This window comes from Bordetella sp. 2513F2 (assembly GCF_054642735.1).
On sequence record NZ_CM137755.1, the window covers coordinates 168,053 to 186,454 of the forward strand.

The window sequence follows — 18,402 nt, forward strand, 5'->3', positions numbered from 1 at the left end:
AAATCGCGCGTTCCAAGCCCCGGCGGCCGGCAATCGGCCGAGAGGAGTCCCGGGTGTCTTCGCGCCGTGTATCGAGGTAAGCATGAAGAAGTGGAGAGGGAGGTTGCTCGGAGCCTGTTCTATGCTCGCCGCCACGCTGGCGTACGGGCAGGTCCAGGACATGCCTGGCGGACCGAAGGTCAATCAGCTGAACCTGCACGAAGGCGTCACGCAGATGACCCGCGACGTCATGTGGCTGCACTGGATGATGCTCACGCTCTGCCTCGTGATCTTCATCGGTGTGTTCGGCGTGATGTTCTACTCGATCTGGGCGCACCGCAAATCCCGCGGCCACCAGCCCGCCACCTTCCACGAGCACGTCGGCGTGGAAGTCGCCTGGACCGTCGTCCCCTTCATCATCGTCATTGCCATGGCGCTGCCCGCCACCCGCACCGTGGTGGCCATGAAAGACACCTCCAGCGCCGATCTCACCGTCAAGGTCACCGGCTACCAGTGGAAATGGGGCTATGAATACCTCGACGGCGAAGCCGCCGGCCTGAAGTTCCTCTCCACGCTGTCCACGCCGCGGGCGCAGATCGAGGGCCGCGAGCCCAAGGGCCAGTATTACCTCATGGAAGTCGACAACCACCTGGTGGTGCCGGTCGACAAGAAAGTGCGCATGGTGGTCACGGCGGCCGACGTCATCCACTCATGGATGGTGCCCGATTTCGGCGTCAAGCAGGATGCCATCCCCGGCCTGCTGCGCGATACCTGGTTCCGCGCCGAGAAGCCCGGCATCTATCGCGGGCAGTGCGCCGAGCTCTGCGGCAAGGACCACGCCTTCATGCCCATCGTGGTTGAGGTCATGGCCCAGCCCGACTACGATAACTGGGTCGCCGAGCAGAAAAAGAAGATGGCCGCCCAGGCCGACGATCCCAACAAGGAATGGACCGAAGCCGAGCTCGTCGCGCGCGGCGAGAAGGTCTATGCGGCGAACTGCGTGGCCTGTCACCAGGCCAGCGGCAAGGGTGTTCCCGGTTCGTTCCCGGCGCTGGATGGCTCCGCCGTCGTGCTCGGCCCCAAGGGCCCGCAGATCGACGTCGTGCTCCACGGCCGGCCCGGCACTGCCATGGCGGCATTCGGCCAGCAGCTCAACGACGTGGAGATCGCCGCGGTGGTCACCTACACCCGCCATGCCTGGGGCAATGCGGGCAAGAGCCAGGAGGCGGTGGTCCAGCCCAAGGATGTGGTCGCGGAGCGCTGAGCGCGCTCCCTTTCCTCGCACTACAGAAGTTTTCCCAGATCGAGACATACTGCCGTTCTCCTGGACACAGGGCGGCAATCTGCAGGAAGGAGTCCTTCATGAGCAGCGTCACTGTAGACCATGTGCCGCCGGGCCATGCCCACGGGCACGACGAGCATCACCACGGCACGCCCACGGGCTGGCGCCGCTGGCTGTTCGCGACGAACCACAAGGACATCGGCACGATGTACCTGATCTTCTCGTTCGTCATGCTGCTCGAGGGCGGCACCCTGGCCCTGCTGCTGCGCACCGAGCTGTTCGAGCCGGGCCTGCAGTTCTTCCAGCCCGACCTCTTCAACCAGTTCACCACCATGCACGGCCTCATCATGGTGTTCGGCGCGATCATGCCGGCCTTCGTGGGCTTTGCAAACTGGATGATCCCGCTGCAGATCGGCGCGTCCGACATGGCGTTCGCGCGGATGAACAACTTCAGCTTCTGGCTGCTGCCGGTGGCGGGCCTCATGCTCACCGCCTCGTTCTTCGTGCCCGGCGGCGCCACGGCGGCCGGCTGGACGCTCTATGCGCCGCTGTCCACGCAGATGGGGCCGGGCATGGACCTGGCCATCTTCGCCATGCACATCATGGGCGCCTCGTCCATCATGGGCGCCATCAACATCATCGTCACCATCCTGAACATGCGGGCGCCCGGCATGACGCTGATGAAGATGCCGCTGTTCTGCTGGACCTGGCTGATCACCGCCTTCCTGCTGATCGCGGTGCTGCCGGTGCTGGCCGCGGCCATCACCATGGTGCTCACCGACCGTCACTTCGGCACGGGCTTCTTCAATGCCGCTGCAGGCGGCGATCCGGTGCTGTACCAGCACGTGTTCTGGTTCTTCGGGCACCCCGAGGTCTACATCATGATCCTGCCCGCATTCGGGATCGTGTCGGCCATCGTTCCCGCCTTCGCGCGCAAGAGGCTCTTCGGCTACGCCTCCATGGTGTATGCCGTGGCCGCCATCGCCGTGCTGTCATTCCTGGTGTGGGCGCACCACATGTTCGCCACCGGCATGCCGGTGGTGGGGCAGCTCTACTTCATGTACGCCACCATGCTGATCTCCGTGCCCACGGGGGTGAAGATCTTCAACTGGGTGGCCACCATGTGGCGCGGCTCCCTGACCTTCGAAACGCCGATGCTGTTCGCCATCGGCTTCATCTTCGTGTTCACGATCGGCGGCTTCACGGGCCTGATCCTCTCCGTGGCCCCCATCGACATCCAGGTCCACGACACCTACTACGTGGTGGCGCACTTCCACTACGTGCTGGTGGCCGGCTCGCTGTTCGCGCTGTTCGCCGGCGCCTATTTCTGGGTGCCCAAATGGACGGGCCGCATGTACAGCGAGAAGCTGGGCAAGGTGCACTTCTGGTCCACGCTGATCTCGTTCAACGTCACGTTCTTCCCGATGCACTTCCTGGGCCTGGCCGGCATGCCGCGCCGCTATGCCGACTACGCCGCGCAGTTCACCACCTTCCACCAGGTTGCCACCATCGGGGCGTTCTGGTTCGGCCTGTCGCAGCTGCTGTTCCTGTGGGCCATCCTGCGCTGCTATGCGGGCAAGGGCGAGCCCGCGGCCGCCAAGGCCTGGGAGGGCGCCGAAGGCCTGGAGTGGACCGTGCCGTCGCCGGCGCCGCACCATACCTTCGAAACGCCGCCCGAGGTGAAATAAGCCGCGATGGCCGCCCGCAGCGAAGCCGCCATGACTCCCGAACAACGACGCCGCAACCGCCGGGCAGGCTTCGTCCTGCTGGCCATCGTCCTGGCGGTATTCGCCTGGACGCTGCTGCGCGGCGCCGTGCTGCTTTCCGGCATGGGGGCTGCGCCATGACCCAACCGCCCCAGGGGCCGCAGCCACGGGCCGGCTTTGTCCGCGTGATGAAGGCCGTGCTGTGGGGGCTACTGGGCGTGCGCAAGGGAGAGGGCTCGCGCGACGACGCGGCCCGCCTGAACCCGGTGCACCTCATCGTGGCGGGAGTGCTGGCCGCGGCGGTATTCGTGCTGGGGCTGTTGCTGATCGTGCGCTGGGCGGTGTCCAGCCTGAGCTGAAATGGGCGTGCAGAGAGGCCCGAATCGAACCACAGATCCATCCTCACCAGGGAGAAGACCATGAGTGCAAGCCACTCGGTACAAGATAAAGAGGCTCCGTACTACTACGTCCCCGCCATGTCGGGACACCCGGTGCGCACGGCCCTGGCGCTGCTGGCCATGGGCGTGGGCGCGGCGTGCTGGGTGAATGGCGTGGGCGTCGGCAAGTGGCTGGTGCTGGCCGGCCTGGTCAGCCTGATCGCGGTGCTGTACTTCTGGTTCGGCGATGCCATCCAGGAATCCGAGAGCGGCCTCTACGGCAAGCGCATCGACGTCTCGTACCGCTGGGGAATGAGCTGGTTCATTTTCTCGGAGGTGATGTTCTTCGGCGGATTCTTCTTCGCCCTGTGGTACGTGCGCACCATCACCACGCCCACGCTGGGCGACCTCGACCACAGGCTGCTGCTGTGGCCCGACTTCCAGGCCGTCTGGCCCAATTTCGGGCCGGCCGGCGTGGTCGAGCACTTCCAGACCGTGGGCCCGTTCTGGCTGCCCACCATCAATACGGCGCTGCTGCTGTCGTCGGGCGTGACGCTCACCATCGCCCACCATGCCCTGCGTGCCGACCATCGCAGCAAGGCCATCCTGTGGCTGGCCGCCACCGTCGTGCTGGGCTTCCTCTTCGTGGGCTTCCAGGCCTACGAGTACATGCACGCCTATTCCGAGCTCAATCTGAAGTTCAATTCGGGCGCGTACGGGTCGCTCTTCTACATGCTCACGGGCTTCCACGGCTTCCACGTGCTGATGGGCGCCACCATGCTCACCGTGATCCTGGTGCGCCTGCTGCGCGGCCACTTCACGGCGAACCACCATTTCGGCTTCGAGGGCGCGGCCTGGTACTGGCACTTCGTGGACGTGGTGTGGCTGGGTCTGTACCTGTTCGTGTACTGGATGTAGCCGATTCGCGCCTGCGCGGCGCGCATGTCAAAATGATGCCCCCGCGAGGGGGCATTGTCTTGTTGCGATCCTGCCGGCATGTGGGCGCGCGCAGGCATGCACCGCCCGCACGGGATTGCCGGCTGGCACTATCTGAGGCCGGTGCTGTCTATCCAGCCCAGGTGGTGCGCCAGCAGCACGAACAGGAAGAGCGCCACCGACAGGCCGATGCGCACGGTGAGGGCGTTCACCGTGCGGTTGGTGCCGCCCTTGTCTTTCATCAGGTATACCAGCGCCGAGGCCAGGCTGGCCAGGATGCCGACGAACGCCAGCATGACGATGATGCGCATATGGGCCTCCTTCGGGATTCCCCGCGAAACGGAAATTATGGCAGACATGGCGAGACCGCACTCCATCCGGCTGACCCTGGCAGCGCTGCTGCTGCTGGGCGCAGCCGTGGCGATCCTGGGCTCGCTGGGGCGCTGGCAGCTGCATCGCGCCGATGAGCGCCGCGCCCTGCGCGCCGCCATCGAGGCGGGGCGCAAGCAGGCGCCGCTGACGCTGTCGGCCGGCATGCCGGCCGGGGAACTGGTTCCGTGGCGGCCCGCCGTGGCGCACGGCGTGTGGCTGCCCCAGGCCAGTGTGCTGCTGGAGAATCGCAACCAGGACGGCAGGCCGGGCTACTGGCTGGCCACGCCGCTATTGCTCGACGCGGCATCCCGGCAGGCCGTGCTGGTGCTCAGGGGCTGGCTGCCGCGCTCGCTGGAGGGCAGCGCGCCGGCGCTGCCGTCCACGCCGGCCGGCGCCCATGCCGTGGAGGGCGAGCTGGCGGCGCGCGTGCCGCGGCTGTTCGAGCTCTGGTCGCCCGGCGGCGCAGGCGCGCCGGGATTGCCCCCGCGCCTGCCTGCCGACGGCCCGCCGCCGGCCGTGCAGAACCTGGAGCTGGCCGAATACGCACGCAGCACCGGCCTTGCGATGCTTCCGGCAGTGCTGATGCAGACGCGCGGAGACGACGGCCTGGTGCGCGACTGGCCGCAGCCCTCGGTCGATGCCGACCAGAACATCGGCTATGCCCTCCAATGGTTTGCGTTTGCGGCGATCGCCGCCGGCGCGTGGCTGGTCGTGGCCGTGCGCGCCCTGCGCCGTGCCCGCCGTTCCTGAGATCCTTTCCATGACCCCATCCTCCGCCCGTTCCGGCAAACATTCCCTGGCCCCGCTCGTGCTGGTGCTCCTGTGCTGCCTCGCGCCCCTCGTGGCGGCGGTGGTGGTGTACCTGAACCCGCAATGGTGGCCCGACTCGGGCAGCAACTACGGCGAGCTGGTGCAGCCGCAGCGCCCCGTGCCCGCGCCGCAGGCGCTGCCCCTGACGACGCTGGACGGCCAGCCCTTCGACCTGCGTTCGCTGCAGGGCAAGTGGCTGCTGATCACCGTGGACCAGGCCGCCTGCCCCGAATCCTGCGCCCGCAAGCTGTTCATCGTGCGCAACACCCACGCCAGCCAGGGCAAGAACGTGGATCGCCTCAAGCGGGTATGGCTGATCACCGACGACGGGCAGGTGCCCGACAAGGTGCTCGAGGCCTATCGCGGCACGCTGATGCTGCGGGCCAGCCCCGAAGCCCTGCAGCCGTTCCTCCTGCCGAAGCAGGCCGGCGATCCGGCAGCCCTGCTCGGGCCCATCTGGGTGGTGGACCCGCTGGGCAACCTGATGCTGCAGTTCCCGGCCCAGGCCGATGGCGTCGAGGTGCGGCAGGACATCAGCAAGCTTCTCTACAACTCGCGCATCGGCTGAATCCATGGACCGCATCACGCAGCGCTATCGCAGGCTCGTCTTCCTCACCTGGTTCCTCACGCTGGACCTGATCATGTTCGGGGCCTTCGTGCGCCTCACCGACTCCGGCCTGGGGTGCCCCGATTGGCCGGGCTGCTACGGCAGCGTCACGCCGCTGGGCGCCATGCAGGACATCCACCAGGCCTCGCAGGCCATGCCGTTCGGCCCGGTCACGCTGTCCAAGGCGTGGATCGAGATGATCCATCGTTATGTCGGCGCCTTCCTGGGGCTGCTGATCATCGCCATCGTCGTCATGGCCTGGCGCCACCGCCGCCAGCTGGGGCGCACGCCGACGCTTGCCACCGTGTCCCTCGTGGCGGTCTGCGTGCAGGGCGCCTTCGGCGCCTGGACCGTGACGCACCGGCTGATGCCGGCGGTCGTCACGGCCCATCTCGTGCTGGGGCTGTTCCTGCTGGCCCTCATGACCTGGCTGGCCGCCCGCGAGCGCCCGCACGCGCCGCTCGCCGCCGCGGCCGCGCGCTGGCGGCCGTGGGCGGCGGGAGGGCTGGCCCTGCTGGCGGTGCAGGTGACGCTGGGCGGGTGGGTCAGCACCAACTATGCCGCCCTGGCCTGCATGGACTTCCCCACGTGCCATGGCGCCTGGGTGCCGGAGATGGATTTCCACGGGGGCTTCTCGGTGATCCGCGGGCTGGGCGAACTGCCGACCGGCGAGATGATCTCCCAGCATGCCCTCACCGCGATCCACTGGGTGCACCGGAACTTTGCCTTCGTGGTGCTGGTCTACCTGGGCGTGCTGGCGGCGCGGCTGCGCGCCGAGCCCGGGCTGCGCGCCCCGGCCACGCTGACGCTGGCCCTGCTGGCCGCCCAGCTGCTCACCGGCCTCACCACCATCTTCTTCCAGTGGCCCCTGCTCATCGCCGTGCTGCACACCGGCGGCGCGGCCGGACTCGTGCTGGCGCTGGTGGTGATCCTGGTGCGCCTGGCCACGGCGGGCGGCCCGCCGGCCAGGGCCGCCTGACCCCTCGTTTAAAATACCGCTCATGACCAGCCTTGCCGCCCCTCGTTCCGGACTCCTGCGCCAATACCTCGTGCTGACCAAGCCGAGGGTCACGCAGCTGGCCGTCTTCTGCGCGGTGATCGGCATGTTCCTGGCCGTTCCCGGCCTGCCCGACCTCGAACGCGTGGTGTTCGGCACCCTGGGCATCTGGCTGCTGGCCGCGGCCGCCTTCGCCATCAACTGCCTGATCGAGCAGGAGGTCGATGCCCGCATGGCGCGCACGGCGCGCCGCGCCACGGCCCAGGGCACGATCTCCGCCATGCAGGTGCTGGGGCTGTCGGGCCTGCTGGGCGGCGCCGGCATGCTGGTGCTCTACCACCTGGTGAATCCGCTCACGATGTGGCTCACCTTCGCCACCTTCGTCGGCTACGCCGTCATCTACACCATCATCCTGAAGCCCCGCACGCCGCAGAACATCGTGATCGGCGGGCTCTCCGGCGCCATGCCGCCGGCACTGGGCTGGGCCGCCGTGGCCGACGCCGTGCCGGCCGAAGCCTGGGTGCTGGTGCTCATCATCTTCATCTGGACCCCGCCGCACTTCTGGGCACTGGCCCTGTACCGCAGCCAGGACTACGAAAAATCGGGCCTGCCCATGCTGCCCATCACGCATGGCCGGCGCTTCACGCAGCTGCACATCCTGCTCTACAGCCTGGCGCTCTTCGGCACCACCATCCTGCCCTATGCGATGCGCATGAGCGGCCCGCTCTACCTCGCGTGCGCAGTGGTGCTGGGCGGCATGTTCGTGGCCCATGCCTGGCGCCTCTACCGCAACTACAGCGACGCGCTGGCGCGCCGCCTGTTCCGCTTTTCCATCCTCTATCTGTCCCTGCTGTTCGGCGCCCTGCTGGTGGACCACTGGGTCCGGCTGCTCTAGCGCCCACAGGCCCGGCCCATGCCGCGAGCCTGCCTTCCGGAGATCCGCATGTCCCTGCAATTCCCGTCCCGCCGCATGCTGCTGCGCGCGGCGGCAGCCGGCGCGGCCGCGCTGGCCCTGTCCGCCTGCGGCAAGGAGCCGCCCGCCTTCAAGGGCAGCGACATCACCGGGACACAGCTGGGCAAGGACCTGGCGCTCACCGACCACAACGGAACGCGGCGCACGCTGCAGGATTTTGCGGGCAAGGTCCAGGTGGTGTTCTTCGGCTTCACCCAGTGCCCCGACGTGTGCCCCACGGCCCTGGCCGAGCTGGCGCAGGTCATGCAGAAGCTGGGCGACGACGCCGGCAAGGTGCAGGTGCTGCTGATCACCGTGGACCCGGAACGCGACACCCCCGACGTGCTGAAGCAGTACGTGACCACCTTCGATCCGCGCTTCCTGGGCCTCACCGGCACGCCGGACGAGATCCGCAGGGCGGCGGCTTCCTTCAAGGCCTATTACGCCAAGGTGCCGCGCGACAACGGCGACTACACCATGGACCATACCGCGGCGTTCTACCTGTTCGACGCCAAGGGCCAGCCCAGGGTGCTGGCCAACAGCACCCTGGGCGGCGAGGCGCTGGCGCACGACATCTCGGCCCTGCTCGCCCAGGGCTGAAAGGCGGGGTGCGCGGCACCGCGCCGCATCGCGTGATTCAAGGCTTGCGCGGATCCGGCAGGGCGGCCCGCCAGCCTTCGTAGGCGGCGCGGGCGGCCGGGTCGAGTTCCGCCAGCGCGATGTCGGGCTGGTGCGCCACGATCATCCGGGCATAGGGCGTGGCCAGCGCCGCGGCCGGCGCGCACAGCCGGCAGTCTTCGCCCTGGGCCGGCAGGCGGTTGCGCCAATAGTTGATGGCGGCTTCGAGGTCGGTGATGCGGATGCGGGCGTCCATGCCCCATTGTCCCAGAATGCGCCGGCGCGGCGTTGCCCTGTCTTGCAAAGGGTCACCATCGCAATACGCCGAAATGGCGCCCGGGTGCTATACCAGCGCCGGTGTGTTTTCGCGAGACCCCTACATGACAAGCCCTTCCGATCCCTCAGCGGGCCGCCGTGCCGGTCGCGGCCTGCATCCGCTCATTGCCGCCGCGGCGGTATCGGTCATCGTGCTGTGTGCCGTGGCCACGGGCGCCATTCTCGGCTGGCTGCCCGGCCCGTGGGCAGGGAACCCGCCGGACGCCGTCGCCACGTCCGATCCGCAGGATGCCGGGGAGGCCGCGCCGTCGGGCGATGCACCCGTCGACCCGCCTGCCGACCCGGCGCCCATCGACGCCGCTGGCGGATTGCCGCCGGAGCCGCCCCAGCCTTCCTCGTCCGCGCCGGCCGCCGCGCCGCCTGCATCGCAGGACGCGCCGCTCGCGCAGCCTCAGTGTTCCGACTGCGGCGTGGTTGAATCCATCCGCCAGGTGCAGGTGCCGGCGCAGGGCGGGGGCGGCAGCAACATCGTCGGCACCGTCGCGGGCGGGGTGGTCGGCGGGGTCGTCGGGAACCAGTTCGGCGGCGGCAACGGCCGTGACGCGCTGACCGTGCTGGGCGCCGTGGGCGGCGCTTTGGCAGGCCGCGAAATCGAGCGTAATATCAGGGGACGGCAGACCGTCACGCACTACGAGCTCACGGTACGCATGGATGACGGCGGCGAGCGCGTGTTCCGCAGCGCCCAGCCTTTTCCATTCGCGTCGGGCGACCACGTGCGGGTCGAGAACGAGCAACTGCTGCCCCGGTGAGCGCGCCGCCCGCCGGCGCCTCCAGGAGACCGAATGAGCGATTCCAGCACCAATCCCTTCGTGTTGCCCGGCATGGGCCAGACCGGCGAGCTGTCGGGCAACCCGCTGCTGGCCAGCATGGAGATGATGCGCCAGGCCTGGAGCGGCCTCATGGGGCCGGGCGGTCTCGCCCAGTCGGTGCCCATGGCGCCTCCCATGAACCTGGAGGAACTCGACCGCCGCATTGCCGAATTGCGCACGGTGGAGGGCTGGCTGCGCATGAATCTATCCATGCTGGGCAGCGCCATCCAGGGCATGGAGGTGCAGCGCGCCACCATCGCCACGCTGCGTTCCTTCGTCGACACCGCGGGCTCGGCGGGCCGGGCCAGCGCCGAGGCCGGCGAAGCCTCGCCCCTCGAGATCGTGCTGGGCCTCAAGCCGGCCCCCGCAAACAAGCCCGCTCCCGCAGAGAAATCTGCGTCCGAAGACACCGGTGCGCCGGCCTCCGGTGAGGCTGCCCCGCAGGGTGGATACGGCGCTGCGCATGCGGCGTCCCAGGCCTGGTGGGAGATGCTGCAGCAGCAGTTCAACAACATCGCCTCGGCCACGGCGGCCAGCATGGCAGGCATGGCGCCCCAGGGCGATGCCGCGCCGGCCGACCAGCCCGCGGCGCCTGAAGCCGGCGCCCATGCGGCCGCGCAGGCCGCCGCCAAACCCGCCGCCAGCCCTGCCGCCCCGGGCGCCAAGCCGGCGCGCAAGACCGCCCGCCGCACCGCCGCGCCGGCCAAGCGCGCCCGCAAGCCCGCGGCGCGCAAGCCGCCGGGCGGTTCTGCGTAGCCTGTTTTTCCGCGGCGGGCGCCTCGCGGCGCCCGCTCTCGTTTTTCCATGAAGTTCTCTCCTATGCTCAATGTCGTCATACTCGCCGCCGGACTCGGCAAGCGCATGCAGTCGGACCTGCCCAAGGTGCTGCATACCCTGGCGGGCCGCCCGATGCTGGCCCACGTGCTCGACAGCGCGCGTGCGCTGGAGCCGGCCCGCATCGTGGTGGTGGTAGGCCACGGCGCCGAACGCGTGCAGGCCGCTTTCGCCGGCCGTCCGGACGTGCAGTTCGCGCTGCAGCAGCCCCAGCAGGGCACGGGCCATGCCGTGCAGCAGGCCGTGCCCCGGCTGCTGGAGGGCGACGGCGCCGACGACGTCACGCTGGTGCTGTATGGCGACGTGCCGCTGGTGCAGCCCGCCACGCTGCGCGCCCTGCTGGCCGCGCGCCAGGGCGGGATGGCCGTGCTCACGGAAGTGCTGGACGACGCCACCGGCTATGGCCGCATCGTGCGCGATGCGCAGGGGCGCGTGCAGCGCATCGTCGAGCACAAGGACGCCACCGAGGCCGAGCGCGCGATCCGCGAGGTGAACACCGGCATCCTGGCCGCGCCTACCGCGCGCCTGAAGGACTGGCTCGGCCGCATCGGCAACGACAACGCCCAGGGCGAGTACTACCTCACCGATGTGGTGGGGCTGGCAGTGGCCGACGGCGTGCCCGTGGGCGCGGCCCAGCCCGGCGCATCCTGGGAAACGCTCGGCGTGAACAGCCGCGCCCAGCAGGCCGCGCTGGAACGCAGCTGGCAGCGCGAACAGGCGCGGCGGCAGCTCGAGGCCGGCGTCACGCTGGCCGATCCCGAGCGGTTCGACGTGCGCGGCACGCTGCGCTGCGGGCGCGACGTGTTCATCGACGTGGGCTGCGTCTTCGAGGGCGAGGTCACGCTGGGCGACGGCGTGCGCATCGGGCCTTTCTGCGTGCTGCGCGACGTCAGCGTGGCGGCCGGCGCCCAGGTCGAAGCCTACAGCCACCTGCAGCAGGCCAGCGTGGGGCGCGAGGCCCGCGTCGGCCCCTATGCGCGGCTGCGCCCCGGCGCGGCGCTGCACGACGGCGCGCACGTGGGCAATTTCGTCGAGATCAAGAACACGGTGCTGGGCGAGGGCAGCAAGGCTAACCACCTGGCCTACCTCGGCGATGCCGACATCGGCCGCAACGTCAACGTGGGCGCCGGCGTGATCACCTGCAACTACGACGGCGTGAACAAGCATCGCACCGTCATCGAAGACGACGCCTTCATCGGTTCGGATTCGCAGCTGGTGGCGCCCGTGCGCGTCGGGCGCGGCGCCAACCTGGGCGCGGGCACCACGCTTACCGACGATGCACCGGCCGATCGGCTCACCCTAGGCCGCGCGCGCCAGGTCACCATCGAACACTGGCGCAGGCCGGCCAAGAAGTCGTGAGCGCCGAGCGCTCCGCCCCGGGCAGCCCTGCGCCGGCAGCGCCGGACGGGCTGCCGGTGCCGCGCCGCTACTGGGCCGCGGCCACCGTGCTCACCGGCATGAGCGCGGCGGTGCTCGACACCACCATTGCCAACGTGGCGCTGCCCAGCATCGCCGCCGACCTGAACGCGTCGGCGTCGCAGGCGGTGTGGGTGGCCAATGCGTACAACCTCTCGGTCGTCACCATGCTGCTGCCGATGTCGGCCCTGGCCGAGCGCATCGGCTTTCGCCGCATGTTCGCCATGGGGCTGCTGCTGTTCACCGTGGCCTCGCTGGGCTGCGCCCTGTCGGCCAGCCTGTGGCATCTCAGCCTGGCGCGGGTCGTGCAGGGCGTGGGGGCGGCCACGCTGATGTGCATGTTCGGCGGCCTGGTGCGCAATATCTATCCGCTGCATTTGCTGGGGCGCGGCATCAGCATCAATGCCACCACGGTGGCGCTGATGTCGGTGCTGGGGCCGGCGCTGGGCTCGCTGATCCTGTCGGTGGCCCACTGGCGCTGGATCTTCGCGGTGAACCTGCCCATCGGCATGCTGGTGATGTGCGGCCTGCGCTTCCTGCCCGAGGTGCCGCGCAGCAACACCCGCCTCGACGTGCCCAGCGCGCTGCTTTCGATGGTGACGCTGGGCACCTTCATCAGCGGGGTCAATTCTCTGGGCCATCACATGGGGCGCGGCCTGCTGCTCATCCTGATGGCTGCGCTGGCCGGCGTGCTGCTGGTGCGGCGCGCGCGCGGCCAGACCGCGCCGCTGGTGCCCGTGGACCTGCTGCGCATCAAGACGGTGGCCTATGCCGTGGCGGCCTCGGCTAGCACCTTCGCCGCACAGATGGCGGCCTACGTGACCTTGCCCTTCTACCTGCAGCAGTCGCTGGGGCGGCCGTACCTGGAAGTGGGCATGCTGATGGCCGGCTGGCCGCTGGGCACGGCCGTGGTTGCGCCCCTGGCCGGCAAGCTGTCCGACCGCTACACTGCCGCCACCCTCAGCGGCATCGGCGCCGGCACCATGGTGCTCGGCATGCTGTGGCTGGCGGCGCTGCCGCTGGATGCGTCCAATGCCTGGATCATGACGGGCATGTTCGTGGCCGGCATGGGCTTCGGTTTTTTCCAGACGCCCAACAACCGCGCCCTGCTGTCCGCCGCGCCGCGCCAGCGCAGCGGGGCGGCGGGCGGGCTGCAGGCCACCACCCGGGTATTCGGTCAGAGCTTCGGCACCGCGCTGGTGGCCATCGCCTTCAGCGCGAGCACGCGCCATGGCCCCACCCTGGCCCTGGCGCTGGGCACGCTGTGCGCGGCCATGGCCGTGGCCGTGAACACCGTGCGCTTCACCCGCCAGGGCCGTCCGCCGCCGTCATGATCTACTTCTATAATCCTCGCACCGGCGCCGTCGCGCCGCGCGACGAGGCATACGAGCATGAAGATCACGGTGGTCGGTACGGGCTATGTAGGGTTGGTGTCCGGCGCCTGCCTGGCTGAAATGGGCAACCAGGTCCTGTGCCTGGACACGGATCCCGCCAAGGTGGCCCTGCTGCGCGCCGGGGGCGTTCCCATCTACGAGCCCGGGCTCGAGGAGCTGGTGAAGCGCAACGTGGCCGATGGCCGGCTGCACTTCACCGACGACGTGGCCGAGAGCGTGGCCTTCGGCGACCTGCAGTTCATCGCGGTGGGCACGCCGCCCGGCGAGGACGGCTCGGCCGACCTGCAGTACGTGCTGGCCGCGGCGCGCAACATCGCCCGCCACATGACCACGCGCCGCATCATCATCGACAAGTCCACCGTGCCGGTGGGCACCGCCGACCGCGTGCGCCAGGCCGTGGCCGAGGTGCTGGCCGAACGCGGCGTCGACATCCCCTTCAGCGTGGCCTCCAATCCCGAGTTCCTCAAGGAAGGCGCCGCCATCAAGGATTTCATGGGGCCCGACCGCATCATCGTCGGCGCCGACGACGACTACACCGTGGGCGTGATGCGCCGGCTGTATGCGCCGTTCCAGCGCACCCACGAGCGGCTGATGGTCATGGACGTGCGCTCGGCCGAACTGGCCAAGTATGCCGCCAATGCCATGCTGGCCACGCGCATCTCCTTCATGAACGAGATGGCCAACCTGGCCGAGGCGCTGGGCGCCGACATCGAGCAGGTGCGCCGCGGCATCGGCGCCGATCCGCGCATCGGCCACCACTTCCTGTATCCCGGCGCGGGCTATGGCGGCTCGTGCTTCCCCAAGGACGTGCAGGCCCTGATGCGCATGGCCCAGGACCACGGCGTGCCCATGCGCGTGATCGCCGCCACCGAGGAAGCCAACCAGGCGCAGAAGCGCCGCCTGGCCGGGAAGATCGTGGCCCGCTACGGCGAAGACCTCTCGGGACGCACCTTCGCCCTGTGGGGCCTGGCCTTCAAGCCCAATACCGACGACATGCGCGAGGCGCCCAGCCTCACCACCATTGCCGAACTCACGGCGCGCGGCGCCCGGGTGCGCGGCTACGACCCCGTGGCCATGCCGCAGGCGGCGAAGGTGCTGGCAGGCAATGCCGGCTTCGAACTGGCGGACGATATGTACCTGGCCCTGGACGGCGCCGACGCCCTGCTGATCGCCACCGAATGGAAGGTGTTCCGGGCGCCGGATTTCGCCCGCATGAAGTCGCTGCTCAAGAGCCCCGTCATCGTCGACGGCCGCAATCTCTACGCTCCCGAAGACCTGGCCGAGATCGGCCTGCAGTACCAGGGCATCGGCCGGGCGTGAGGATACTGCAGCTCAATTTCGAGAAGGGCTGGCGCGGGGGCGAGCGCCAGACGCTGTACTGCATGCGCGCCTTCCGCAAGGCCGGCCACGATGTCGAGCTGCTGTGCCGCGCCGGCGCGCCGCTCGAAGCCCGGGCCCGCGACGAAGGCTACGCCACGCACGGCCGGCGCAACGTGCCCGGCCAGCTGGCTTTTCTGGCGGGGGCGGGCCGCCGCTACGACATCATCCATGCCCAGACCGCCAATACCGTGACCTGGGCCGTCCTGACGCGCGCGCTGCATCGCCGTCCGGTGGCGTTCTCGCGGCGCACTTCCTTCGAGGTGGCGCCAAACGAGGAATGGAAGACCGGCTACAAGTGGCGGCGCGTGGACCTCTTCGTGGCCATCAGCGAGATGGCCGCGCGCGAGCCGCGGCGGCTGGGCATCGAGCCGGTCATCATCCGCAGCGCCGTCGAGCCCCACGCGGTGGACGCCGCCAATGTCGAGCGCCTGTCGGCCGAGTTCGGGCTGGCGGGCCGCAAGGTGCTGGCCACCTCCGCCGCGCTGATCCACGACAAGGATCCGCTCACGCTGGTGCGCGCCGTGGCGGAACTGGCGCGCACCCGCCGCGACTTCGTGTTCGTGCATTTCGGGGCGGGCGGCGACCAGGAGGCCGAGGCCCGCGCCGAGGCCACGCGGCTGGGCGTGGACGACGTCTACCGCTTTGCCGGTTTCCGCCGCGGCGTGGAAGATTTCTACAGCATCATGGACGTGTTCGTCATGGCCTCGCGCGAGGAAGCGCTGGGCAGCAGCGTGCTCGATGCCTTCCTGCAGCGCGTGCCGGTGGTGTCCACCGATGCCGGCGGGCTGAAGGAAAGCCTGGCCGACGGCCGCGGCGTGCTGTGCCCGGTGGGCGATGCCGGCGCGCTGGCCCGCGGCATGGCACGCTGCCTGGATGATGCGGCCTTCCGCAGCGAGATCACCGGGCGCGCCTACGCCTATGTGCGCGCCGAGCACGACGTGACCGAAATGGGCCGGCGCTATCTGCGCCAGTTCGAGCGCCTGCTGGCGCAAGGCTGAGGTCCTAGGCGGCCTCGGCCGGGATCCGCGTCTCGAACTTGCTCCGGTGCACCGAGAAGAACGTGCGCACGTTGCGCACATTGGCCTGCGCCGTGAAGGCGCGGTGCACCAGCGCGTGATAGGCCGGCATGTCGCGCACCTGGGCGATCACCACGAAATCCGGGCCGGTCGATACCCGGTAGCACTGCAGCACCGCCGGTTCCGCCTGCATGGCCTCTTCGAAGGCCGCCAGCGCCTCGGCGGCCTGCACGTCCAGCGTGATCTCCACGATGGCGGTGAGGGTGCTGCCCAACTTCTCCGGCGCCACGATGGCCACCTGCCGCGCAATCACGCCGGTTTCCACCAGGCGCCGGACGCGCCTCAGGCAGGTGGGCGGGGACGCATGCACCCGCGCGGCCAGCTCCTGGTTGGTGAGGGAGCAATCCCCTTGCAGCTGGGTCAGGATGCGGTGATCGAGCTCGTCGAGCGGCGGTGTCTGTACGATTTCCTGCATTATTTGTTCATATTTCCATGTTCAATGAACGAATATTTAATCACTAATCTGTAAGGAAATAATCCTTCATCGTGAAATAAACAAAGAAATCCAATTTCCTGTATCGGCGGGCACAATGCGGGCATATCTTTCAATCAGGAGCCCCATCATGTGCGGCATCGTAGGCGCCGTCGCCCAGCGCGATATCACCCCTGTACTCATCGAAGGCCTCAAGCGCCTGGAATACCGCGGCTATGACTCCTGCGGCGTCGCGCTCTACATGGACGGCGCCCTGCGCCGCACCCGCAGCACGCAGCGCGTATCGGAGCTGGCCGAGCAGGTGGCCCAGGACAAGCTCGCGGGCTACACCGGCATTGCCCACACGCGCTGGGCCACCCATGGTGCCCCCGCCACCCACAACGCCCATCCGCATTTCTCCGCCATGGGCAAGGACGAGCCGCGCATCGCCCTGGTGCACAACGGCATCATCGAGAACCACGACGAGCTGCGCGAGGAACTGCAGGCAGCCGGCTTCGTGTTCGAGAGCCAGACCGACACCGAGGTGATCGCCCACCTCGTGAACCATCTCTACCAGGGCGACCTGTTCGAGGCCGTGCAGCAGGCCGTGCGCCGCCTGCAGGGCGCCTACGCCATCGCCGTGTTCTGCCGCGACGAGCCCCATCGCGTGGTGGGCGCGCGCCAGGGCTCGCCGCTGGTGGTGGGGGTGGGCCGCAACGAGAACTTCCTGGCTTCCGATGCCCTCGCGCTGGCCGGCACCACCGACCAGATCATCTATCTCGAAGACGGCGACGTGGTCGACCTGCAGCTCTCGCGGGTGTGGGTCGTGGACCAGGACGGCAAGCAGGCCGAGCGCAAGGTGCACGCGGTACAGGTGCACAGCGGCGCCGCCGAGCTGGGGCCCTACCGCCATTTCATGCAGAAAGAGATCTTCGAGCAGCCGCGCGCCGTGGGCGATACGCTGCAGGACATCGAATCGATTACGCCCGAACTGTTCGGCGACGGCGCCTACAAGGTCTTCAAGCAGATCGACTCGCTGCTCATCCTGGCCTGCGGCACCAGCTACTACGCCGGCCTCACGGCCAAGTACTGGATCGAGGCCGTGGCCAAGATCCCGGTGGCCGTGGAGATCGCCAGCGAATACCGCTATCGCGAAAGCGTGCCCAATCCCAATACCCTGGTGGTGACGATCTCGCAATCCGGCGAAACCGCCGATACGCTGGCGGCCCTCAAGCATGCGCGTTCACTGGGCATGACGCACACCCTCACCGTGTGCAACGTGGCCACCAGCGCCATGGTGCGCGAATGCGAACTCGCCTACATCACGCGCGCCGGCGTCGAGATCGGCGTGGCCTCCACCAAGGCCTTCACCACCCAGCTCACCGCCCTGGCCTTGCTCACGCTGGCGCTGGCGCAGACGCGCGGGCTGCTGACGGACGAGGAAGAGCAGGCCCAGCTCAAGGCCCTGCGCCACCTGCCGGTGGCCATCGGCGCGGTGCTTGCGCTGGAGCCGCAGATCATGGCCTGGGCCGACCGCTTCGCCACCAAGGAGAACGCACTCTTCCTGGGGCGCGGCATGCACTACCCCATCGCCCTCGAAGGCGCGCTGAAGCTGAAGGAAATCAGCTACATCCACGCCGAGGCCTACCCGGCCGGCGAACTCAAGCACGGCCCGCTGGCGCTCGTCACCGAGCACATGCCTGTGGTCACCATCGCGCCCAACGACGCCCTGCTGGAAAAGCTCAAGTCCAACATGCAGGAAGTGCGGGCCCGGGGCGGCGAACTCTACGTGTTCGCCGACGCCGACAGCAGGATCACCTCCGGCGACGGCATGCACGTGATCCGTATGCCCGAGCACTACGGCCGGCTCTCGCCCATCGTGCACACCATCCCGCTGCAGCTGCTGGCGTATCACACCGCCTGCGCCCGCGGCACCGACGTGGACAAGCCGCGTAACCTGGCGAAGAGCGTGACGGTGGAGTAGGTTGTGCCGAGACGGTAGCTGCTCTGAACTTCTATCGGCAGGTGCCTACTTGATAGGGGTGGCTACGTAATCGTCCACCACATTCAAACACCGGAACCGACGTCCGTAGGCCAGCCCATCAGCCA

20 protein-coding genes are annotated in these 18,402 nt (G+C 68.9%); 17 read left to right on the plus strand and 3 right to left on the minus strand.

All coding sequences use genetic code 11. The features are described 5' to 3' along the window. The first annotated feature begins 82 nt into the window (after positions 1-82). The 5 genes from coxB (at position 83) to ACYBYQ_RS00830 (ending at position 4,262) form a co-directional block, all read left to right on the plus strand. Positions 83-1,243: a cytochrome c oxidase subunit II gene (coxB, locus tag ACYBYQ_RS00810; protein ID WP_459616485.1), complete on the plus strand. Its 1,161-nt coding sequence runs from the start codon at positions 83-85 to the stop codon at positions 1,241-1,243. 98 nt (positions 1,244-1,341) lie between these two features. Beyond that, complete coding sequence (gene ctaD / locus ACYBYQ_RS00815; protein WP_459616486.1) at positions 1,342-2,949, plus strand: cytochrome c oxidase subunit I; 1,608 nt, start codon at positions 1,342-1,344, stop codon at positions 2,947-2,949. A 30-nt stretch (positions 2,950-2,979) separates the two neighbouring features. After that, positions 2,980-3,108: a cytochrome oxidase small assembly protein gene (locus ACYBYQ_RS00820; protein WP_459618672.1), complete on the plus strand. Its 129-nt coding sequence runs from the start codon at positions 2,980-2,982 to the stop codon at positions 3,106-3,108. After that, a complete protein-coding gene (locus ACYBYQ_RS00825; RefSeq protein ID WP_459616487.1) occupies positions 3,105-3,326 on the plus strand; it encodes a DUF2970 domain-containing protein in 222 nt (73 codons plus the stop codon). The genes ACYBYQ_RS00820 and ACYBYQ_RS00825 overlap by 4 nt, the downstream gene beginning before the upstream one ends. Before the next feature lie 60 nt (positions 3,327-3,386). After that, on the plus strand, positions 3,387-4,262 hold the full coding sequence (locus ACYBYQ_RS00830; RefSeq protein ID WP_459616488.1) for a cytochrome c oxidase subunit 3: 876 nt from the start codon (positions 3,387-3,389) through the stop codon (positions 4,260-4,262). A 128-nt stretch (positions 4,263-4,390) separates the two neighbouring features. Here ACYBYQ_RS00830 and ACYBYQ_RS00835 read toward each other — a convergent pair whose 3' ends face one another. After that, positions 4,391-4,591, minus strand: a complete 201-nt coding sequence (locus tag ACYBYQ_RS00835) for a twin transmembrane helix small protein (RefSeq protein ID WP_459616489.1) — start codon at positions 4,589-4,591, stop codon at positions 4,391-4,393. A gap of 46 nt (positions 4,592-4,637) precedes the next feature. Here ACYBYQ_RS00835 and ACYBYQ_RS00840 point away from each other — a divergent pair, with 46 nt between their 5' ends. Genes ACYBYQ_RS00840 through ACYBYQ_RS00860 form a run of 5 tightly spaced genes read left to right on the plus strand, consistent with a single transcriptional unit; the run spans position 4,638 to position 8,618 of the window. Beyond that, positions 4,638-5,402: an SURF1 family protein gene (locus ACYBYQ_RS00840; protein WP_459616491.1), complete on the plus strand. Its 765-nt coding sequence runs from the start codon at positions 4,638-4,640 to the stop codon at positions 5,400-5,402. 10 nt (positions 5,403-5,412) lie between these two features. After that, positions 5,413-6,030, plus strand: a complete 618-nt coding sequence (locus ACYBYQ_RS00845; RefSeq protein WP_459616492.1) for an SCO family protein — start codon at positions 5,413-5,415, stop codon at positions 6,028-6,030. Between the two features lie 4 nt (positions 6,031-6,034). Next, a complete protein-coding gene (locus ACYBYQ_RS00850; protein ID WP_459616494.1) occupies positions 6,035-7,048 on the plus strand; it encodes a COX15/CtaA family protein in 1,014 nt (337 codons plus the stop codon). 22 nt (positions 7,049-7,070) lie between these two features. After that, entirely contained in the window at positions 7,071-7,961 is an 891-nt protein-coding gene (cyoE, locus tag ACYBYQ_RS00855; RefSeq protein WP_459616495.1) for a heme o synthase, read from the plus strand. Positions 7,962-8,009: 48 nt separating this feature from the next. After that, positions 8,010-8,618, plus strand: coding sequence for an SCO family protein (locus ACYBYQ_RS00860; protein ID WP_459616496.1), 609 nt, complete (start codon positions 8,010-8,012; stop codon positions 8,616-8,618). Positions 8,619-8,655: 37 nt separating this feature from the next. Here ACYBYQ_RS00860 and ACYBYQ_RS00865 read toward each other — a convergent pair whose 3' ends face one another. After that, a complete protein-coding gene (locus ACYBYQ_RS00865) occupies positions 8,656-8,892 on the minus strand; it encodes a DUF3717 domain-containing protein (RefSeq protein ID WP_459616498.1) in 237 nt (78 codons plus the stop codon). Between the two features lie 124 nt (positions 8,893-9,016). Here ACYBYQ_RS00865 and ACYBYQ_RS00870 point away from each other — a divergent pair, with 124 nt between their 5' ends. The 6 genes from ACYBYQ_RS00870 (at position 9,017) to ACYBYQ_RS00895 (ending at position 15,803) form a co-directional block, all read left to right on the plus strand. Further along, a complete protein-coding gene (locus ACYBYQ_RS00870; protein WP_459616500.1) occupies positions 9,017-9,721 on the plus strand; it encodes a glycine zipper 2TM domain-containing protein in 705 nt (234 codons plus the stop codon). A 33-nt stretch (positions 9,722-9,754) separates the two neighbouring features. After that, complete coding sequence (locus tag ACYBYQ_RS00875) at positions 9,755-10,537, plus strand: PhaM family polyhydroxyalkanoate granule multifunctional regulatory protein (protein ID WP_459616501.1); 783 nt, start codon at positions 9,755-9,757, stop codon at positions 10,535-10,537. A gap of 63 nt (positions 10,538-10,600) precedes the next feature. Beyond that, positions 10,601-11,974 carry a bifunctional UDP-N-acetylglucosamine diphosphorylase/glucosamine-1-phosphate N-acetyltransferase GlmU gene (glmU, locus tag ACYBYQ_RS00880; RefSeq protein WP_459618673.1) on the plus strand — a complete coding sequence of 458 codons (1,374 nt, stop codon included), beginning with the start codon at positions 10,601-10,603 and terminating at the stop codon, positions 11,972-11,974. Beyond that, on the plus strand, positions 11,971-13,365 hold the full coding sequence (locus ACYBYQ_RS00885) for an MFS transporter (protein WP_459616503.1): 1,395 nt from the start codon (positions 11,971-11,973) through the stop codon (positions 13,363-13,365). The genes glmU and ACYBYQ_RS00885 overlap by 4 nt, the downstream gene beginning before the upstream one ends. A 57-nt stretch (positions 13,366-13,422) precedes the next feature. Beyond that, positions 13,423-14,745: a UDP-glucose dehydrogenase family protein gene (locus tag ACYBYQ_RS00890; RefSeq protein WP_459616504.1), complete on the plus strand. Its 1,323-nt coding sequence runs from the start codon at positions 13,423-13,425 to the stop codon at positions 14,743-14,745. Then, positions 14,742-15,803, plus strand: coding sequence for a glycosyltransferase family 4 protein (locus tag ACYBYQ_RS00895; protein ID WP_459616505.1), 1,062 nt, complete (start codon positions 14,742-14,744; stop codon positions 15,801-15,803). The genes ACYBYQ_RS00890 and ACYBYQ_RS00895 overlap by 4 nt, the downstream gene beginning before the upstream one ends. Positions 15,804-15,807: 4 nt before the next feature. On the opposite strand, the gene ACYBYQ_RS00900 is transcribed toward ACYBYQ_RS00895, so the two are convergent. Continuing rightward, positions 15,808-16,296, minus strand: coding sequence for an Lrp/AsnC family transcriptional regulator (locus ACYBYQ_RS00900; protein WP_459616507.1), 489 nt, complete (start codon positions 16,294-16,296; stop codon positions 15,808-15,810). A gap of 148 nt (positions 16,297-16,444) precedes the next feature. On the opposite strand from ACYBYQ_RS00900, the gene glmS reads away from it, so the two are divergent. After that, positions 16,445-18,277 (plus strand): glutamine--fructose-6-phosphate transaminase (isomerizing), encoded by a 1,833-nt coding sequence (gene glmS / locus ACYBYQ_RS00905; RefSeq protein ID WP_459616508.1) that lies wholly within the window; start codon positions 16,445-16,447, stop codon positions 18,275-18,277. The last annotated feature ends 125 nt before the right edge of the window (positions 18,278-18,402 follow it).